Source organism: Candidatus Nitrospira nitrificans (assembly GCF_001458775.1).
Classification (GTDB): Bacteria; Nitrospirota; Nitrospiria; order Nitrospirales; family Nitrospiraceae; genus Nitrospira_D; species Nitrospira_D nitrificans.
Genome location: NZ_CZPZ01000022.1, coordinates 1 through 18408 on the forward strand (window position 1 = coordinate 1; position 18408 = coordinate 18408).

Consider the following 18408-nt stretch of genomic DNA (forward strand, 5'->3'; position numbering starts at 1 on the left):
ATACGAGATATTGTCCCTGAGAGATGAACCCTTGTCAACCGATTGACCGTGTCTTTCACGGTAGAGCCAAAAATTTTCTAGAGTGTCACGTGCGCGACAAACAAATCATGGTATAGTTCACGCATGATAGTCCCCATGTGCTCAATCCTCTTACAGAAAGGGAACCCCCCTCTATGAGTACCTCGGCTAGTTCCGAGTCCACAATCTTACCATCCAACGCCCCTGCGGCTGCTGCCCGACCTGTCCAAGACATGGTGGGAAGCGGCAAGGCATGGGGGCTCTGCACTGCTGTTGACCTTCACGATTGCAATCCCCAACTGATCCGAGATGCGGAATATATCAAGCGCTACGTCGTGGAGCTGTGTGACCTCATCGACATGAAGCGCTTTGGTGAATGTCAGGTCGTCGATTTTGGCGAAGGGCCCGTGGCCGGCTACTCCATGGTGCAGTTGATCTCCACCTCATTGATCAGCGGTCATTTTGCCAATGAAACCAATCACGCCTACCTCGATATTTTCAGCTGCAAGGGGTACGACCCCGCGGTGGTCGAGTCGTTTTCAAAGGAGTTTTTCGGAGCCAGTCGTAGTGTTGCGACTGCCACACTCCGGTACTAACCCCTTCTTTTATATTGACCGTGCTTCGGGGGCGTGAGCATAGCGCCCCCGAAAACTTTAACCATCCGTTGCCATGGTATTGTCTTAACATGAAAGCCACGACTGTCAGAGAGGTGTTCGACTCCCTCCCGTCAAAACTTGATAAGGATGCCGCTGAGGATGTTGAGGCCGTCTACCAGTTTGACCTCCGTGGAAAGCAAGGCGGTCAGTACCATCTGCTGGTGCACAATGGAATCTGCGTCGTGAAGGATGGAACTCATGCCGATCCGCATGTAACTCTTTCGATGACCGGAGAGGATTGCATCGGGGTTCTGAACGGACATCTCAGCGGAATGACGATGGCGATGTCGGGGCGTTTGCAGATTACCGGGGATATCGGACTGGCCATGCAGCTGAAGTCCTTGTTTCCAAACATTGTCGAGCGTTGACGGAGGCTATTCCGGAACCGAGGTGGCGCCAAGGACCGCTCCCTTCTGATCGTTCGCCGCGTCTTCGAGTCTTCTTGGGAAATATTCCTCCAACATCAGATACATCGTTGGAACGAGAAACAGCGTGAGGAGGGTAGACACGCTCAACCCTCCGACGACCGCTCTTGCGAGCGGCGCGTTCGTTTCCCCGCCGGTCCCGAGTCCGATCGCCATGGGAAGCAGTCCAAAGACCGTTGCGAGCGAGGTCATGAGTATCGGGCGCAGCCTGGTTCGCGCGGCGGTCACAACGGCTCGATGAAGCCCTTCGCCTCTGCGTCGGAGGACGTTGGTGTAATCGACCAATAAGACACCGTTCGAGACGACGATGCCCAACATCATGATAATGCCCATCAACGATGTGGTGGATAGTGTCGTGTTCGTCAGAAACAGTATCAAGATGACACCGGGGAACCCCATCGGCACGGAAAACATGATGATGAACGGGTCGATAAGCGATTTGAATTGGGCGGCCATGACCATATAAACCAACAAAAGCGCCAGAATGGTTGCAAACTGCAATCCTTGGAAGGTTTCACGCTGCTGCTGAATCTGTCCCGCCAGCTTGAGGCTGAACCCTGCCGGCAATTGGAGTGCGGCGAAGGCGGACTCCAAGTCTTCGGCGATATCACCGAGGGGCCGGGTGGTGGGATTGGCCGTGATGTGGACCACGCGCTGGAAATGCTTTCGATCGACCTTCACCGGTCCCGCGTTCAACTTGAGGGAGGCAATATTCTTCAAGAGGACAGGCTCGCCGGCTTTGGCGATGAGCAGGATATTCTCCAGATCGCTGAGATTCTTTCGGTATGCCTCGGCCAACCAGGCGCTGATGAAGTATTCATTGCCGTTTTGCGGATCCGTATAAATGATCGGGTCGGTCTGGCCGTTTCCGTTCAGAGAAAATAGGACCGTATTGGCGACGTCGGTCTCACTGATACCGAGCAGAGCCGCCTTCTCTCGATCCACCGTCACGTTCACTTCCGGGTAGTTTTCTTCCCGGCTCGGTTCAATATCCGCCAGGCCGGGAGTCTGCTCCATGATCTGCTTGACGCGGGCGATGACGTCTCTCGCTTTATCGAAGTCATAGCCATAGATTTCCACATCGATGGCCTTTTGGGAACCGAAGCTGGTGACGCGCTTGACGAGACCTCCGGGGTCGAAATACATCGACACTCCCGGGAACAGTTTGACGATCTTCGGGCGCACATCGTTCATGATCTCGACTTGAGTTCTGGCCCGCTTGTCCGGTGAGACCAAATATACTTGCATCGACGACGTATGGGGGCCCGTATTGGGGTTGAAGAGCGACGAGCGGCCTTGCGACAGGATGCCCGTACTGGAGACGATCGTCTCCAATTCGGTGGCGGGAATATTGGCTCGGAGCACCCGTTCGACTTCTGAGACCTGCTGTTCGGTCTTTTCAACCCGTTGGCCGACCGGTGCCCGCAGGACGATGCGAAATTGGCTCTCATCGGAAACCGGCAGAAATTCAGTCCCGATCAGCGGAATCAACGTGAGCGATCCGACAAAAATCAGCAGCACCAGAGCGATAAAGATTCGGCGATGTCCCAGGACCCACTGCAACGACTCTTCGTAACTTCTATCGAGAGACTCGTATCGGCGACGGCTCCAATCCATGAGTGTGGTAAACCAGTCCGGCATTGTCCGCCGAACCTCTTGCTCAGGCTTGAGGAACTTGTAGCAGAGCGCCGGCGTCACCGTTCGTGAGACGAGGAAAGAAGTGAAGAGCGCGATGGCGATCGTCACGGTCAATGGGATCAGTAAGAGACGCGCGATGCCGACGACGAAGAACATCGGGAGGAAGACCACGACCGTGGTGACGGTCGACGCGAGGATCGGCATGGCGACTTCTCGAGCGGCATCAAGAATGCCGTGCCACCGGTTGGGATTGGTATTGAGGTGGCGCTGAATATTTTCCAGTTCCACGATGGAATCGTCAACCAGCCGGCCGATCCCCAGCGCGAGCCCGCCGAGCGTAAAGATGTTCAGGGTTTGGCCGGTAAAATAGAGGACAACAAACGTCACGAGCATGGAGAGCGGAATGGCCACGGAGATGATGACGGTGCTTGTAAGGTTGCGCAAGAAGATCAGAATCACGGCTGAGGCCAGCAGCGACCCATGGAGGGCTTGCTCGGTAAGATTGTGAATGGATTGTCGGATATGGAGAGATTGATCGAACGAAATGCCGAGTTTCACGCCCTCGGGGATGCCGACCATCTTGGGGAGGGCTGCGCGAAGGGCATCCACAACCTCGACCGTGTTGGCGATCGGTTGCTTGTTGACACGAAGAAACACCGATCTGGCGCCATCGGCGTGAACAATGTTTGTTTGGATATCGGACGAATCCGTCACGGTCCCTACGTCGCGCACCCGGACGGGATTGCCCTGGGGGTTGACCTTCACGATCACGTCCTGGATCGGCTCGACTGTTCGGAACTGATTATTCGTGAAGACGTTATAGTCAAGATTGCCGGCTTTGATGTTCCCGGAAGGCAGGATTAAATTTGAGGCTTTGACGGATTTCACAATATCAAGAATGGAGAGTCCGCGGGCGCTGAGGAGTGCCGGGTCGAGATTGATATTGATCTGACGAATCTTGCCGCCCTCGACCGTGGCCGCTGCGATATTGGCGATCTGCTCGATCTGGGGCGCGATGGTGTTGTACGCGAGATCATAGAGTGCCCGCTCGTCCAACTCATCGCTCGACACCGACACAATGGAAACGGGAATGTTAGAAACGTCGAATTTGACGATGAAGGGCTGCAGAATGCCGGGCGGAAGGCTGTTCAGAATCTGCGTGATGCGTTGCATCACCTCCATCTGTCCGACATTGATGTCTGCGCCCCAGTTGAACCAGATCTGGACGGCCCCGAGACCCTGCTTGCTGAACGATTCGACATGTTCGACATTGGAGGCGGAGCTGACGGCTTTTTCGATCGGGTAGACGACGCTCTGCTCGATGTCGAGAGGTGGAGCGCCCTTGTACACGACACCCACAAAAGCGACGGGGACCTGGATTTGCGGGAAGAGATCGACCGGTAGGCGCTGGAGGGACGTCAGTCCCAGGACGACCATCGCAAGCGATAACATCAGGATGCCGATGCGATTGCGTAGCGCGAGGAGGGTGAGCCACATAGCTAAATCCGTGAAGGGAGAAGGGGAAAGGGTGAAGAGCCGGAGATGAGCGTATGAGGCGCAGTTGGTCCGGCCGGTGGCTTCATCCCTTGTTCCTTACTCCTGACTATTGCCCGGTTGAAGCGGTTGGGCGTGGACGGGTATGCCGTCGTGCACCAAGTCTTTGCCGGCGACGATGATCTGTTCATGCCCCGTCAATCCTCTGGTAACTTCCACATGGTTGCCGTTACGGGCACCGATCTCAATATCCACTCGCCGAGCGTTCCCGTCTTGAACGATATAGATGTATTGCATGTTTTCTAGTCGACTGACGGCATCAAGGGGAATCTGCAACGCTTGGCGGCGGGTCCCCACCATGACTTCGACTCGGGCAAACATCCCGCCTTTTAATCGACGATCCATATTCGGCAAGTCGATTTCCACCGTCATGGTACGTGTCGCGCGATTCAAGGCCTGGACGACACGCGTGACGGTTCCCTCGAACACGTGATCCGGATATGCTTCGGCACGGAGCTCGGCCTTTTGGCCTACCTTCACCAGCGGAATATCCCGCTCGACGACTTCGATCAACACACGAACCGTATTGATATCATGCAGGCTCATGATGCCTCGTGACATGGTCGAAGTGCTGGCGGTTGCGCTGCTGACATAGGCCCCGGTATCTAAATTGCGTTCCGCTATATAGCCGGGAAATGGGGCTCGGATGTACGAATAGGCTAAGCGAGTTTCAGCCTGGGCCAGGGCCACCTCCATTTGGTTGACTTGCGCTTGGAGGGATTCCTGCGCGGCGCTGGCGGCGTCGAAGTTGACCAGCGCGGTATCCAGGTCTTGCTGTGAGACAAATTGGTCTTTGATGAGGGACTGCATGCGATCGAACGTCAGCTTGGCGTTGCGGACCACCGCGTCCTGTTGTAGGACCTTCGCCTTGGCTGCCGACAGATTGGCTTTTGCCTGATTGACGGCATGGTGATAGTCCGTATGGTCGATTTCAACGAGTAGCTGATTCAATCTGACAAAGTCACCCTTATCGACATGCAACTTGGCGATGTATCCGTCGACCCGTGAGAAGATGTTGACGACTTGATTGGGCGAGATGTCCGCTGTGTAGGCTAGGCGAACATCAAAATCCTGTCGAAGCGGGGCCACAGTACCGACTGTGATGAGCCGTGCCGCCTTCTTGTCGGGTTTGGCGCCAGTATTCAGACGAAAGGCTACAAGGGCCGTAACTGCGACAAAGATGATGATTCCGAGAATTATAAATGGATGTCGGATGAGTCGACTCATAGCGGCGCCTGTCGTTTACGAGTCCGGCAATTGCCGGACGAGCCCGTCGCCGGGTTCGCGCAAGTCGGAGTGTTGCGTCTTTTCTGCGAAAATTGCGTCGTACAGGGCATGCTGGGTCGGAAAGTGCTTGTGGAGCGGCGCTTCATTGGTGCCCGCGGCCTTGGCAATTCGCTTAGGGATCGTTCCGGCAAAGCCGTTTGCGGCAAACAACGATGTCGCCGCGCTGAACAGGCCTGCCGTTCATGGCTGGAGGTTGGGGACGCTTGATGTCGTTGACGAGCAGATGTCCATACTCTATTCATGGTGAGTGGTCACTCACCATGAATTAGCATGGTGCTTGTCTGGAAGACAAGGTGAGAGAGGCTACTCGTCGAGTCGAATGGGTAAGGGGACAAAGGCTATAGAAGAAGACAGAGTATCGCGGGGGGCTGGCGACAAGGGTAGCGACCGAAGGTTGACATCCCCCCGACTAGGCCGTGATAGGTTGGGTCATTGAACCGACTCCGTTAAGGCAATCGATTGGGCGCGGAGAAGCGTCCGAAGCCGATTGCCATCGCGGAGGCTCACTTCCTTTAGTTCCACGCCAAACAGGGATCCCGTCGCCCATGAGACCACAACTTCCGAAACGAACAGGGGCTCTTCCTCGTCCGGAAGATATAAGAACAAGGTCAACTCCATCCCAATCTTGACCGGACAATTTCTGGGAATGCCCATCCCGCCTTCGGATAGGTCAACAGCGCTACCGTCTCCAATTAGAACGTCATCCCCATTGATCCCTGAGTACATGAGCCCTAGGGAGACACAACTTCTTCTCGTTCTGCGCCGCTCAATCGAATGGGATAGGCAAGGTGTTTCTGACTGTCTCACGTGTTTCAGCTGTGTCATCTACGCCTCCTGGTTATATGTTCGCTTCAGACTGAATACTCAGCTCAGCCTGGATCGACCCAGTACGCAGGTCAAATGCCTCCTTCAGGATTGGGTCCAGATCTCCGGCGGTCGATGTGATCCTTGTCTTCCGCGGTTTGTAAATGCGTTTACTTTATTCGGAGATTTCGCATGGATGAAGGCTATCGCTGAGCGTCAACCTTGCCTGTACACTAGACGGGGGGCGCACTATTCAGAAGGTGGGTCTAAAATGATTAACGATAAATCAGTACGCTATGTCGTTGTATGACGGAAGACTGGACCTAAACGCAGGTGAGGTCTTATGAGTCGATGAGCGTTCTCAACTCATTCACGAAAGGGATCGTGGCAATATGGACAGAAGGGGATAAGGCCGGACTATATCAGCCGGAATCGAGTTCGTTGATCGCTTACGGTTTGATGGGAGATACTTTTCCAAATGAAAGACTGCAATCGCTTCCGATGGTCTCCGCTCAGATCCATAAATCGGACAGAGAATTGACAACCCGATACCCACACAACATGCGCTGATTTCAAGGAAAGCTGAGGCAATCCATCGGGAAGCTCAATGGTAAGGGTCAATAGTGTTCCTCGCGTCACCGGACGGTCACTGATGATGTGGCAACCAGAGACGGATATGTTTTTGGTGAGCCCATCCCCCTGGTGAGGTTGTCCCGTCACTTCACCGACATAGCGCACTCGACACGTGATGGTGACACGTTCGGCATAACGGCCATCCAATGGCACATAGGATTTTCGGCTATTCATTGTCGGTGTCGTCATCATAACTTCGTCCGGACGATTTTCCCAATCAATTCACTAATGTGGCTTGGCCATATGAAGCGAGTAATGCGCCGACCGGTAGAGCGGTATCGGCGACGCGGGAGATGGATGCCGTATTGATGAGGGGAATTACTGCCGGAGCTTAGAAGACTGTTGCGGAGGTCCCGTCCGATAGTTTTTCCGGCAGCGTCAGGCTTTCAATGAATATGATGCCACGAGCCGCCCCGGTCTCGAATCGCAGCGCTACTTCCGTATGGAAGCCATGCCACGCATAGACTTTTACCGGACCGACAGTGATTTGTCCCGGTGTGTGGTCGAGTGGACCATACGTGGATTGAAGATAGGTCAGGATTCTCTCATGAGTCTCATTCCCACTGTAACGAACAGTCACACGTCCGAACTTTTTCTCAAACGTGGTAAATCGCATGGAATCGACGGGTATCGTGCCGAGCGCGGGAGTCTGTCGGATGTGTTCATAGATCTGTAGGCGACCGGCATCTTCGATGCGCACAAAACGTTCTATCTCTGCAAGGAGTGTCCCCCAAGGAATACCTTCGAAGCCGTTGGGGTCATTGTCGAGCGGAACGGCCCGAGCAAATGTCGCCGCAGACAGCATGCAGAAGATACCTATTGCGAGAAGCGGCGTCCCTTTGCGAAAACCTGTGTTCATCGATCTACTCTGCGGAGTCGGTGATATCGTCGTTGAACCGTGGCGCGAGTGTGCGGCTGTCGATGAAAATATAGCCGCGCTCGGTGCCGGCTTGATAGGTCAGCGTGATCTCAGTATCCGAACCGCGCCACGTGTATTGCTGGTTGAGACCTCGCGTCATTTGCCCGGGAATACGCTCCAGCCCGCCGAATTGGTTCTCTAAGAAGCGCAGCACGTGTTTGTGGACCGATTCCCCCTGGTAGCGGATCGTGACACGCGCGAATTGATCATCCAGTGACAGGTAGAGGATGCTGGTCATCTCGGCTCCCGCGAATGACAACGGCTCTGTCTTGCGAAGATATTCGATGATATGCGCGCCTGCTCGTATCGTCTCCAAGTCCTGGCGCGAAGATAATGGAGTTCCCCAAGGAATGTCGTGAAATCCCTTCGGGTCATTGATCATGGGAACAGCCCATGCCGAACCGGCGCCGAGCATGATGGCGATCATCAGGACCAACGGCCGAGCGAGGGGTGCTGGTTGGGTGGAATCTTTCATCTCTCTTGCAGGATCTACCACAGCCCTATCGGCCCTCACGCTACCATGTGAGAGGGGGCAACTCAATCGCGGATCTTTCTTGAGAACATCGCGGGGCGTATCTTATAATGCGCCGGCTTTCGGCGGATGGGTGTCACGAGGGCAGGGGGGAAACGTTCAGTGATTGAAAGTGACGTGTTTGTGCAAACGATGCAGGACATGGGGGTTGATTTTTTCACCGGCGTCCCGGATTCGATCCTGGGCGGGATCATTGCGGAACTCATGAACCGTCGGCTCTACACCCCTGCGGTTCGGGAAGATGAAGCGGTCGGCATGGCTGCGGGCGCATATATGGCGGGGAAAACACCCGCCGTGCTCATGCAGAATTCAGGACTCGGCACCTCTCTCAATGCGCTCATTTCTCTGAATATGATTTATCAACAACCCTGCATCCTGATCGTTTCCTGGCGCGGGCAGGGGGGGAAGGATGCCCCCGAACATTTGGTGATGGGAGAAGTGATGCCGCAATTGCTCGATACAGTGAAGATCCCGCACCGGACTCTGACGGAAAAAACAGCGAGTGAAGATTTTAGGTGGGTCGCCGAGACATTCATGAAACAGCGGATTCCTGTCGCGTTGTTCATTACCAAGGGCGTGGTCAAGGGGTTGCATCCATGAGGCCCGAACAAGGCACATTGATCAGCCGCGCGCAGGCCATGGCGGCTGTGCTCGAGTTACTGACCGATCAGCCCGTCATCATCTGCAACGGGTTTCCCTCGCGTGAGGCGCACAAGATCGCGGATCGGCCCACCCATTTCTATATGATCGGCTCCATGGGAAATGCTCCGGCCATCGCGCTCGGTGTCGCGCTCGCAAAGCCCAATAAACAGGTGGTTACCTTCGATGGCGACGGGAATGTGTTGATGGGCATGGGCACGCTTGCGACGGTTGGGGCGTTGAAACCGAAGAACTTCATCCATGTCGTCTTCGACAACGAAGTGTACGGCACGACCGGGAACCAGCCCACGATCTCCAACGTGGTGCCGCTGGAGAAAGTGGCGAAGTCGGCGGGTTATGTGAATGTGGAACGGGTCCTTGATCGCGAGGATCTGGTCTATGAGTTCAAGGACATGCTGAAAAAGGATGGGCCCAGCATGCTGCTCATTAAAGTGAATGAATTCATGGAAGATGCCGGCCGTGTCCTGCACGATCCGCCGGACATCACCCGCCGATTCATGAAAGCGATTGAATAACGTGTCTCGTGAGCGTTGCTCGTTCCTTTGTCCTGAGTTCCAGGTTTCATGTTCAACCGTTCACGTTGTGCAGAAACAAAAATCTCAACCCGCAACCCTGAAATATGAAACTTGAAACCATTGACCGATACGCTTCACGCTTCACGAACGACGAGGTGCGACGGTGGTTCTCCTAAATCCAGGGCCAGTGAACGTTTCCGAGCGTGTGCGGCAGGCGCTGCTGAAACCCGATATCTGTCATCGAGAAGATGAATTTTTAGAACTGCTTCACCGCATCCAAACCAAGCTGCTCAAAGCCTTTGTTCCCGGAGCCGAATCGGACTACGTTGCCGTCGTGATGACCGGATCGGGGACGGCTGCCGTCGAAGCCGCTTTGATGTCGTCGCTCCCTCACGGTCGCCGTATGCTCATCCTCAACAACGGGGTCTATGGCGAACGGATGTCCCACATCGTGGGCCTCCATCGTCTGGGGGTGAGCGAGTTGAAGTATGACTGGACGATTCGGCCGGACCCGGAGAAGCTGCTGCTTGCCTTGCGGCAGCATCAGGAAGTGCATGCCGTCGGCATGGTGCACCATGAGACCACCACCGGACTCCTCAACCCTGTTCATGAGATCGCCGAAATCATCGATAATCAAAATCGCGTGTTTGTGCTGGATGCCGTCAGCGCGCTGGCGGGCGAGACGATCGACATTGCCCGGTCACACATCTACATGGTGGCGGGGACGGCGGGAAAGTGTATTCAGGGATTCCCAGGCGTCTCGTTCGTGCTGGTGCGGAAGGGGTTCGTCGAGCGAATGCGGGCGTACCCGAAGCGGTCGTGGTATCTCCATTTGACCCATTACATCGACAACGAGGGGCGGGGCACGATTCCATTCACCCCGGCGGTGCAAGTCTACTATGCCTTCGACGAAGCGCTCAACGAGCTGCTCGAGGAAGGCGTGGCCAATCGCGTCCACCGGTATAAGAAGACGGCGACTCTGATCCGTGAACGAATGGCTCAACTCGGCGTGAAGGCGCTGCTGCCGGCGGACCGGCAATCAAATACCATCACGGCCTATCACTTGCCGGAGGGGGTTTCCTATCAGGCGCTGCATGACCGCCTGAAGCAGCAGGGCTATGTTATTTATGCCGGTCAAGGCAACCTGGAAAACAAGATTTTTCGCGTGGCCAACATGGGGGCGTTGTCCGAGGCGCAGTTCGGCGGGTTTCTCGACGCCTTCGAACAGGTCTGCAAATCGGCATGAAAGCGGTCATCCTAGCAGCTGGAGTCGGAAAACGCCTGTGGGAAGTGACCCAACATCGCCCGAAATGCCTCATCGAGATCGGGGGCCGGTCGCTCCTGCATCGCTATCTCGAGTCGCTGATTTCCGTCGGGATTCGCCGGGCGGAGATCGTCGTTGGGTACAAGCAGGAAATGATCCGCGCGGCGGTCGAGCAGGATTCCTGCGGCGTCAACGTCACGTTTCTCGTCAACGACCAATTTCACAGAGGCAGCATCTCTTCGCTGTGGATCGCGCGATCCGCGCTCGACGACGATGCCATCGTGATGGATGCCGACGTGCTGTTCCATCGGGACATCCTACGGCGTCTGGTGTCGTCACCTTGTGAGAACGCGCTGTTGATGGATGAGACGGTGAAGCAGACCGGAGAGGAATGCATGGTGGTCGTAGCGGGGGGGCGCGTGATCGCGCTGACGAAGAACATGCCGGAACAGTACGACTACGCCGGTGAAGGGGTTGGATTTCTTCGGGTTCGGCATGCCGACGCGCCTCACGTGGTCTCGTCGCTTCGTGGCTACATCGACAGGGGCTCGTGGGATATGGAGTACGAGGACGCGCTCCGACCGTATTTTCAGGACGTGCGGGTCGGTTATGAACGGATCGGGGGGTTGCCCTGGACCGAGATCGATTTTATCGAAGACGTAAGAAAGGCTGAATTGGAAGTTTTGCCAAGATTATGAGAAAGTCTTCACTGTATCAGCATGTTCCATGAAGAGTGGTTTTGCGAAAGAAACCACCGGTGAACAGATACCGTTGTCGATGCCACGATGAGTAAGAGCATCCTTCAAAGGAGAGTCGAAATCCAGGGGTTGGCCACGGCGATTCTATTGCCGTCCGTCGAGGTCTTCGGCGGTTCCATCGGTCAACCGGCGAGCGAGGTGGGGCCTCTGACCAGCGTCGTGGGAATCGGGCTCTTTCAACGGACCGTGCTGACCTTGCAGCGTGCGGGGATTCGCCAATTAATCGTCCTGTCCGGCGCTGAGGAAGAGCAGCTGAAGCAGGCGCTCGGCAAAGGGCCGCGCGTCACGATTCCCGTCCGATGGATGCCGATCCGTGAATTTCCCCTCGACGATCCCCGGACTTGGGAGGCCTTGGCGGCCGAAGTGCATGGCTTTGCTTTGGTGGCGAGCGTCAAAAGCGTCTTCTCACGAGGGTTGATTGAACGGTTGCGGCGTGACGTGCAGGACGGTCAAGCCATCGTGGTCTCGCAGGCCTCACAGGGGCGGATCGATCAGCTCATGGTGCAGGAGGTGCGGTCGAATGTCTTGTCCGGTCGCCCGGCGATCTTTGCCCCTCCCCGTTTCGACGATCCGGCCTTGCGTCTCGCCGAGTTGGTGGTCGTGCCGACAAGCCTGATGAGCGCCACGAATCAGGCGATGGGTGAGAAGGGGAGCCCTCCGATCCGCCAGTGGCTTGAGCGAGCCTCGGCGGATGGTCGAGTGCGTGTGGTGTCGGCTGACGAGAAGCAAGGAAGTTGGTATCAACCAGTCCGAACCGTATCCGACATCCAAACAGCCGAAAAGAAGTTGTTCAATTCGCTCAAAGGGGAGTTCGAAGGGTTTGTCGATCGCTATTTCAATCGCAAGGTTTCCCGCTGGTTCACACGCCTGTTTCTCCTCACGGGGTTGTCGCCCAATTATATTACGGTCCTGGCCGGATTGATCGGTCTGCTTGCGGCGGTTGGATTTGGCGTGGGCACGTACAGTGCCGGTATCGTGGCGGCCCTCTTGTTTCAATTGGCGGCCGTCATCGATTGTTGCGACGGCGAAGTCGCGCGATTGACCTTTACCGAGTCGCCCTTTGGGGCCTGGCTCGACATCGCCTTCGACAACATCGTTCATATGGCGATTTTTGGAGGCATCGCCGTGGGACTCTACACGGCCCACATCGGTCAAACGGATGACTGGGTTTCGCTCGCGCTCGGCGGCGTCGCGGTATTTGGGAACGGCCTCTCATTCTTGCTTGTCGAAAAGGCGCAAAAGATTAAGACGATGAGTGGTTGGAGCACCCCAACCCATGCGGCCTGGGCGGATGTCATGTTGAAAAATGTCGCCAACAGGGATTTTTCAGCCGCGTTGTTGGGCTTCGCCTTGTTCGACCAGCTGCATTGGTTCCTCATCTTCGCGGCAGCCGGGGCCTTGCTGTTTGCCGGTGCCATGGTTTGGGTCATCCGCCCGTCCGCAGTCTCATCTTCTCGGCCATAATGCCGCGTTTGCCATCCGACTAACGTGTTACGCTATATCCTACTCGCCCTTGGCCTCATCGTTCTTGGCTTGCTTGTCTGGCATATCGGTCCCGCCAATATCTACGAAGCTGCGATGCAACTGGGCCCTACAGCCTTGCTCGCGATCCTGATCCCGTCTGTCATCATGTATTCCGTTGAAGCGTACGGGTGGAAAATGGTGTTGGGGTCGGCGGCACGAGGGGTGCCGTTTTGGCGGCTCCTGACGATTCGGATGGCCGGCGAGGTGGTGAATATGACCACTCCAACGGCCTACCTGGGGGGAGAACCGCTGAAGGCCTATCTGTTGAACAAGAATCACCAAGTTCCGATCGTGGAAGGTGGAGCCTCCGTCGTGATCGCGAAGACCACCATGACCATCGCGGAAGTGATTTATATTCTCGTGGGGATCGTTCTGGGATTCTGGATTGTGGGTGCCGGCAGCTCGGCAGGTCAGACGATCACGGCGGCCTTGGTGAGCGTCGGATTGCTGGTGTGTTCGATCGCCGGGTTTGTCTTTATCCAGCAGCGCGGGCTCTTTGCGTCGATTCTGTCTTTAGTCAAGAAACTGGGTCTGCGAATCCGATCTTTGGAATCTCAGGAAGAGCACCTGCGCTCGATCGACCAGACGATTCTGAATTTCTACAGTCATCATAAGAAGGTCTTTCTCGCGTCGACCGGGGTGTATTTGTTCGGTTGGCTGGCCGAATCACTGGAAGTCTTTGGGATTATCTATTTTCTCGGTGGGTCGGTCAGTTTTTTGACCGCCATCTCCCTAGGGTCGATTGCAGTATTTATCAAGGGCGGATCCTTCTTCATCCCCGGCAGTCTGGGTGCTCAGGATGCCGGCAATCTCCTGCTGTTGCAAGCCTTCGGGTACAGTGATGTGACAGGCATCACGTTTGCTCTGCTGCGACGGTTCCGTGAGCTGGTATGGATCTGCATCGGGTTGTTGTGTTTGGCGACGGTTGGAAAAGCCGGGCTCTCTCGGGATCAAGAAGCAGAACGTTCTTCCTGAGTGATCGCGTGGAGCCGTTCGACCATCCGATCCCACACAAAGCTGTGGAGCCGAAAATCCGCCGCTCGCGTCACCTTGTGAAACTGAAGCCCCATTCGATTCCCTTGGACCCATCGGACCTCCGCCTCTTCGACCGGAAGTGACTGCGGCTGATCCGGGAGGATCAGCCGCATCTGTAGTGTCGTCCCCTTTGGAATGGTATCGGCACATTCGATCGCGCAACCGAACACCGTCAGGTTCATGACTGTTCCTTCCGCGATCGTTTCCGCATCGGAAAACATCACGGGGTACTGCATGACAAGCGGGACGCGATAGTGATGGCGTTGATGCGGGTGTGTGGATTCCACGGTGGCCCAGTGTAGTCGGCCTCGCGCGGAAGAATGAATCCCCCTTTCGCGGGGACGGTATGGCTCCTCCTGAGTTGCCCGAGTCTTATTGGCCGTGAGGGTGCGTCTATTTAGGCGGAGTAGTGCTTATTGAGGTGTTCGCGCTGGAACTGGATGATATGTCGGATCAGCAGTTCTCGATCCGCATTGGCCATCCTTATGAAGCGGCCATGGAGGCGATATGTATTGAGCGGGTAGGTGATGGGATCCACACGCAATACCTCAAGGGAGGCCTTAAAGAGCATCTTGCCGGGAAGAAGCAGGGTGCAGGAGAGAATGGCGTTCACCCCGAAGGTCTGGTTCAGCGTGACGCCGATCCCGCCGGCGCTGATATTGACAGACCGCTGGATGAGCGTTCCCTCTGCCGTGTCGCTCTCAGGCTGAAGACAGATGGGTAAGGGAACGGTGATGCGATAGAATTCGCGGCGATCTTCCCAGTTCGGCTGCGGGATCGGGGTGTCCGATGCCATGGTGGGGAGGAGTATACCAAAACGGAAGCCCCAATCCATTGATCGACTGGGGGGAAGGCGTGTCGAAGGCGGACAAAATGGCCTACAACGAGCGATTGGCAGCACGAATCAGGGACTACTTCAAGCGCCGAAAAATCCAAACCGCCGAAGAAAAGAAGGCGGCAATATTCGGGAAACCCTCGAAGAAAAACCGCCGTTTATCTAAATCAGCTTCTGTGTAGGATGAGCAAGCTCCGTTAGCTTGGGGCGGCTTTACCTCATGGGAATCAGGTGATATGATGGATACACATTGTAGTACCATCAGGGAGGTGGACCGTATGATCAAAAAACTAACCAAGCACGGCAACAGCCTGGCTCTTGTGATCGATCGGGGAGTGCTGGATCTGCTGGAGATTGACGCCGAGACGCCGCTCCACATCAAGACGGACGGGAAGTGTCTCATCGTGACGCCCGCCCAGGATGCCGCTCGCCAAAAGAAATTCCGCGCTGCCTTAGCCAAGGTAAATCGGCAATACGGTCCGGCGTTGAAGAAACTTGCGGAATAGGGAATGGAACCTCTGTTTCTCACATTGGAGGAAGTGCTGGAGATCCACCGCGATGAAATTGAACGGCATGGCGGGACGTTGGGAGTCCGTGACAATGGGCTGCTCGAATCTGCGGTCGCTACCCCTCAGTCCGGATTTGGTGGGCACTATCTGCACGGTGATCTGTATGAAATGGCCGCAGCCTATCTCTTTCACCTTGCGCAAAATCATCCATTTTTAGATGGAAATAAGCGGGTGGGGGCAGCCACGGCTCTTGTGTTTCTAACTATGAATGGTATTAAAACAAAGATGACAAATCAGGTGCTGGTCGAGATGGTGCTTGCAGTGGCCAAAGGGAAGATGGACAAACCGGCCATCGCAGAATTCCTCCGCAAACATTCCAACTCATAATTCAGACCTCGATTTTGCCATCTGCTACCAGCCATACCCTATTGGCTCTTTAGGCAAGGACGTCGGCGATTCGGATCAGTAGAAGCATTGATGTGAAAGCGAAGGCAACGAAGGTTAGTTCTTCGTAGCCATCGCCTGATGCCAGCGTCGGAGGTGTTTCAGATTGGGTAATTTCGTCTTGCCGTTGAATAGGTAATTGCCGAGTACGCCATACAGATTGTAATCCACGAACAACGGGTGACCGGTCAGCAGAAACGGCGAAGCTGCCAGCATGTCGTCGATCGGTTTCAAGAGTTCCGCAAACTGTGCGCACAGATACTGTCGATGGGTGGTCCATTCCTGAATGCACCCTCTTCCGAATTTCCGTTCCTTGTGGCGAATGAGCATCGTCCGTTCAATGAGCGGGCGGGTGGGAACCACATACGTATCGTTCACCTTAAATCCCACCGACTCCAAATCGTTCTCGATATAGCGTGAAAGAATCAGCTGAAGCCCACCGAGGTTCTTGGGAAAAAGGTTAAGCCGATGACGCCGATCCACATAATGCGCCACCTCCTGTCCGAAATCCGTGACGTCGCAGATCCCGCGTTTCCCGTCGATCAGGCAGGACACGGTGTGTCCCTGGCCCTTCGTCGCTTTGATGATCGGAGCCCGATCATGATAGGCGATGTTGTGGAGGCGAAACGGAATACGTTGGCATGTCAGGATGTGTCTGATTGTGATGCAGAAGGGGGACCAAGGAAATTGGATCAGGGTGAGCATGGAGTTTATATGAAGGAAGGGAAGTGAAATCGCAAGCGCCCAATGTGGGTCTCAACAGCTGTGAGTGTTCATGGAGAGCGACTTCAGCAAGTTTGGTAGGCGCATCCGAATTCGTTGGTGAGCCGAATCAGCCATTGCATAGTGGTTTGTGTTGTGCTTTGGCGAAGAGGGAATCAATACGAGTACTACCCTTGACTGGCTTCATCGCCCCACTTGGCGGCGGAATGTGGAGATCATCACAAAAGAACATCACTTCTTGTCCAGTTCGCGTTTCCCTTGCGCTATAGCCAACCCTGTACGCGAGATAACGATAATTGGAATACATTCGGCGTATTGGCTTTGCATCGTCATATGATACCATCCACTTTTGTCGACGGATTTTCTTGGAAATAATGCTCGCTACTTGTTCGTGGTCTTTGTGTGAGTAGTAGTCGAGGTAGAGGTCCTTACCTTTCCGGTAGTATGGCGGATCAAGATATATCAAGGTGCTAGCGGGCCATTTACTTCTGTTCGAGCCTAGAAAAGCTAGCGCGTCCATTTTTGACATATGAATTCTCCTCCGAAGTTTAGCGATCGATTCAATTCGGAAACTCAGTTCTCGCTTATTATAGCGAGCGTCAATCTTCCAGGGTCCGGTCTGGTCCCGCCCTCCAATGATTCCTCCATTCAAGATGCCCGAACGATTTGTGCGATTAAGGAAGAACATTGCGAATCCAAGAGAAAGGTCGTCATGTTCGGATGGGTGGGTTAGAACTCGCTTCTGCCTATCCCAAGCTCGGACAGTGAGGGGAGTATCCTGGATTAACCGAAGTAGATTTTCGGTATGGTCGAGCGTGCTTTTCCAAAATGCATAAACGGGACGGCTAATATCGTTGATGTATACTTCTGAAACGTATTCATGAAAGAGTAGCTCCAGCGCAATTGCTGCCCCACCCGCATAGGGCTCGACATAAACCCCATCAGATAATTCATTCGTCTCTATTATGCTCTTGGCAAAACTAGCGAACTTTGCTTTCCCACCAGGATAGCGGAGTGGTGTGTAATGGATAAGCCGACTAGGAGCAGGCTCTGTAACTGAGGAGCGACTCATGGCCAGACCTGTTCGAAAAATGGCTGGGCATCATTCCAGGCCTCAATCAGAGATTTTGCCTGAGGAGTTACAAAGCGGTTATGCACGTAGTCGTGGAGAAGGTCAATATTGAAAGGACTACTTGTAACACTGAGCCCTCGGGAAACAGTCTTGAAGTCTTTTCTTTCGCAGCCTTTCACATCCACCAGGTGATCGATAACTTCTTTCACCTTTACCTGTAATGTTTTGTCGCGAGGCTGGCCGCCCTTATCCTTGAATTTCTGTGGCAACTTGTTCGTTTCCATGTAGGCATCAACTGAAAGCTCTAGGAAGACACGGAGCAGAACGGCGCAAGCATTACGAAACTCCTCAACCCTAAGCCCCTTGAGCTCCTTGAAGATCGTTGCTACTTTTGGGTCTAGTATGTTCAGTCTTGACCTTGAAGGAATTACTGTTTTCCGTTCCGAAGGATCTATGGACTTCCGTTTGGGTCGTTGTGCCCTTCCCCCGATTTCACAGACACCTCCCTAAGTGGGAGAATGAGGAAATCGGAGGACAGTATGAGCTCGAAGACACGACGGTCGTATACGGAGGCGTTCAAAGAAGAAGCGGTGCGCTTAGTCC

Annotated in this window: 23 protein-coding genes; 11 read left to right on the forward strand and 12 right to left on the reverse strand. The window is 54.8% G+C overall.

The window, feature by feature from the left end; all coding sequences use genetic code 11:
• The first annotated feature begins 251 nt into the window (after positions 1-251).
• Entirely contained in the window at positions 252-614 is a 363-nt protein-coding gene (speD, locus tag COMA2_RS12350) for an S-adenosylmethionine decarboxylase (RefSeq protein WP_407919014.1), read from the forward strand.
• An 89-nt stretch (positions 615-703) separates the two neighbouring features.
• Complete coding sequence (locus COMA2_RS12355) at positions 704-1042, forward strand: SCP2 sterol-binding domain-containing protein (RefSeq protein WP_090898538.1); 339 nt, start codon at positions 704-706, stop codon at positions 1040-1042.
• A gap of 6 nt (positions 1043-1048) precedes the next feature.
• Here the strand turns inward: COMA2_RS12355 and COMA2_RS12360 are convergent, their stop codons facing one another.
• From COMA2_RS12360 to COMA2_RS12390, 7 genes are all read right to left on the reverse strand, one after another.
• A complete protein-coding gene (locus COMA2_RS12360; protein ID WP_090898541.1) occupies positions 1049-4234 on the reverse strand; it encodes an efflux RND transporter permease subunit in 3186 nt (1061 codons plus the stop codon).
• Positions 4235-4330: 96 nt separating this feature from the next.
• Positions 4331-5518: an efflux RND transporter periplasmic adaptor subunit gene (locus COMA2_RS12365; RefSeq protein ID WP_090898544.1), complete on the reverse strand. Its 1188-nt coding sequence runs from the start codon at positions 5516-5518 to the stop codon at positions 4331-4333.
• A 15-nt stretch (positions 5519-5533) separates the two neighbouring features.
• Entirely contained in the window at positions 5534-5749 is a 216-nt protein-coding gene (locus COMA2_RS12370; protein ID WP_090898547.1) for a TetR/AcrR family transcriptional regulator, read from the reverse strand.
• Positions 5750-6007: 258 nt separating this feature from the next.
• Positions 6008-6403 (reverse strand): PilZ domain-containing protein, encoded by a 396-nt coding sequence (locus COMA2_RS12375; RefSeq protein WP_090898551.1) that lies wholly within the window; start codon positions 6401-6403, stop codon positions 6008-6010.
• Positions 6404-6799: 396 nt separating this feature from the next.
• Entirely contained in the window at positions 6800-7207 is a 408-nt protein-coding gene (locus COMA2_RS21330; RefSeq protein ID WP_090898554.1) for a PilZ domain-containing protein, read from the reverse strand.
• 139 nt (positions 7208-7346) lie between these two features.
• Positions 7347-7874 carry a hypothetical protein gene (locus COMA2_RS12385; protein WP_090898557.1) on the reverse strand — a complete coding sequence of 176 codons (528 nt, stop codon included), beginning with the start codon at positions 7872-7874 and terminating at the stop codon, positions 7347-7349.
• A 4-nt stretch (positions 7875-7878) separates the two neighbouring features.
• A complete protein-coding gene (locus COMA2_RS12390; protein ID WP_090898560.1) occupies positions 7879-8409 on the reverse strand; it encodes a hypothetical protein in 531 nt (176 codons plus the stop codon).
• 159 nt (positions 8410-8568) lie between these two features.
• Here COMA2_RS12390 and COMA2_RS12395 point away from each other — a divergent pair, with 159 nt between their 5' ends.
• The 6 genes from COMA2_RS12395 (at position 8569) to COMA2_RS12420 (ending at position 14162) form a co-directional block, all read left to right on the forward strand.
• On the forward strand, positions 8569-9066 hold the full coding sequence (locus COMA2_RS12395) for a thiamine pyrophosphate-binding protein (protein WP_175304574.1): 498 nt from the start codon (positions 8569-8571) through the stop codon (positions 9064-9066).
• Positions 9063-9641, forward strand: a complete 579-nt coding sequence (locus tag COMA2_RS12400) for a thiamine pyrophosphate-dependent enzyme (protein ID WP_090898567.1) — start codon at positions 9063-9065, stop codon at positions 9639-9641. The genes COMA2_RS12395 and COMA2_RS12400 overlap by 4 nt, the downstream gene beginning before the upstream one ends.
• A 163-nt stretch (positions 9642-9804) precedes the next feature.
• Positions 9805-10887 carry a pyridoxal-phosphate-dependent aminotransferase family protein gene (locus COMA2_RS12405; protein ID WP_175304575.1) on the forward strand — a complete coding sequence of 361 codons (1083 nt, stop codon included), beginning with the start codon at positions 9805-9807 and terminating at the stop codon, positions 10885-10887.
• The gene (locus tag COMA2_RS12410) at positions 10884-11603 is read left to right on the forward strand and encodes a phosphocholine cytidylyltransferase family protein (protein ID WP_090898573.1); all 720 of its coding nucleotides are present in this window, start codon (positions 10884-10886) and stop codon (positions 11601-11603) included. The genes COMA2_RS12405 and COMA2_RS12410 overlap by 4 nt, the downstream gene beginning before the upstream one ends.
• An 87-nt stretch (positions 11604-11690) precedes the next feature.
• Positions 11691-13127: a CDP-alcohol phosphatidyltransferase family protein gene (locus tag COMA2_RS12415; RefSeq protein ID WP_090898576.1), complete on the forward strand. Its 1437-nt coding sequence runs from the start codon at positions 11691-11693 to the stop codon at positions 13125-13127.
• 24 nt (positions 13128-13151) lie between these two features.
• On the forward strand, positions 13152-14162 hold the full coding sequence (locus tag COMA2_RS12420; RefSeq protein WP_090898579.1) for a lysylphosphatidylglycerol synthase transmembrane domain-containing protein: 1011 nt from the start codon (positions 13152-13154) through the stop codon (positions 14160-14162).
• On the opposite strand, the gene COMA2_RS12425 is transcribed toward COMA2_RS12420, so the two are convergent.
• Both COMA2_RS12425 and COMA2_RS12430 read right to left on the reverse strand, forming a co-directional pair.
• On the reverse strand, positions 14138-14509 hold the full coding sequence (locus COMA2_RS12425; RefSeq protein WP_090898582.1) for a PilZ domain-containing protein: 372 nt from the start codon (positions 14507-14509) through the stop codon (positions 14138-14140). The two genes, COMA2_RS12420 and COMA2_RS12425, sit on opposite strands and share 25 nt — an antisense overlap.
• Before the next feature lie 110 nt (positions 14510-14619).
• Positions 14620-15018, reverse strand: coding sequence for a flagellar brake protein (locus tag COMA2_RS12430; protein ID WP_175304576.1), 399 nt, complete (start codon positions 15016-15018; stop codon positions 14620-14622).
• Between the two features lie 77 nt (positions 15019-15095).
• Between COMA2_RS12430 and COMA2_RS20245 the strand changes: the two genes are divergently transcribed.
• From COMA2_RS20245 to COMA2_RS12445, 3 genes are all read left to right on the forward strand, one after another.
• Positions 15096-15239, forward strand: a complete 144-nt coding sequence (locus tag COMA2_RS20245; RefSeq protein ID WP_175304577.1) for a hypothetical protein — start codon at positions 15096-15098, stop codon at positions 15237-15239.
• 96 nt (positions 15240-15335) lie between these two features.
• The gene (locus COMA2_RS12440) at positions 15336-15563 is read left to right on the forward strand and encodes an AbrB/MazE/SpoVT family DNA-binding domain-containing protein (protein ID WP_090898591.1); all 228 of its coding nucleotides are present in this window, start codon (positions 15336-15338) and stop codon (positions 15561-15563) included.
• Between the two features lie 3 nt (positions 15564-15566).
• A complete protein-coding gene (locus COMA2_RS12445) occupies positions 15567-15953 on the forward strand; it encodes a type II toxin-antitoxin system death-on-curing family toxin (RefSeq protein WP_090898592.1) in 387 nt (128 codons plus the stop codon).
• Positions 15954-16067: 114 nt separating this feature from the next.
• On the opposite strand, the gene COMA2_RS12450 is transcribed toward COMA2_RS12445, so the two are convergent.
• The 3 genes from COMA2_RS12450 to COMA2_RS12460 form a co-directional block, all read right to left on the reverse strand.
• A complete protein-coding gene (locus tag COMA2_RS12450; protein ID WP_090898593.1) occupies positions 16068-16715 on the reverse strand; it encodes a glutathione S-transferase family protein in 648 nt (215 codons plus the stop codon).
• Between the two features lie 127 nt (positions 16716-16842).
• The gene (locus COMA2_RS12455; protein WP_090898594.1) at positions 16843-17805 is read right to left on the reverse strand and encodes a DNA adenine methylase; all 963 of its coding nucleotides are present in this window, start codon (positions 17803-17805) and stop codon (positions 16843-16845) included.
• Complete coding sequence (locus tag COMA2_RS12460; protein WP_090898597.1) at positions 17802-18089, reverse strand: hypothetical protein; 288 nt, start codon at positions 18087-18089, stop codon at positions 17802-17804. The genes COMA2_RS12455 and COMA2_RS12460 overlap by 4 nt, the downstream gene beginning before the upstream one ends.
• Positions 18090-18408: the final 319 nt, after the last annotated feature.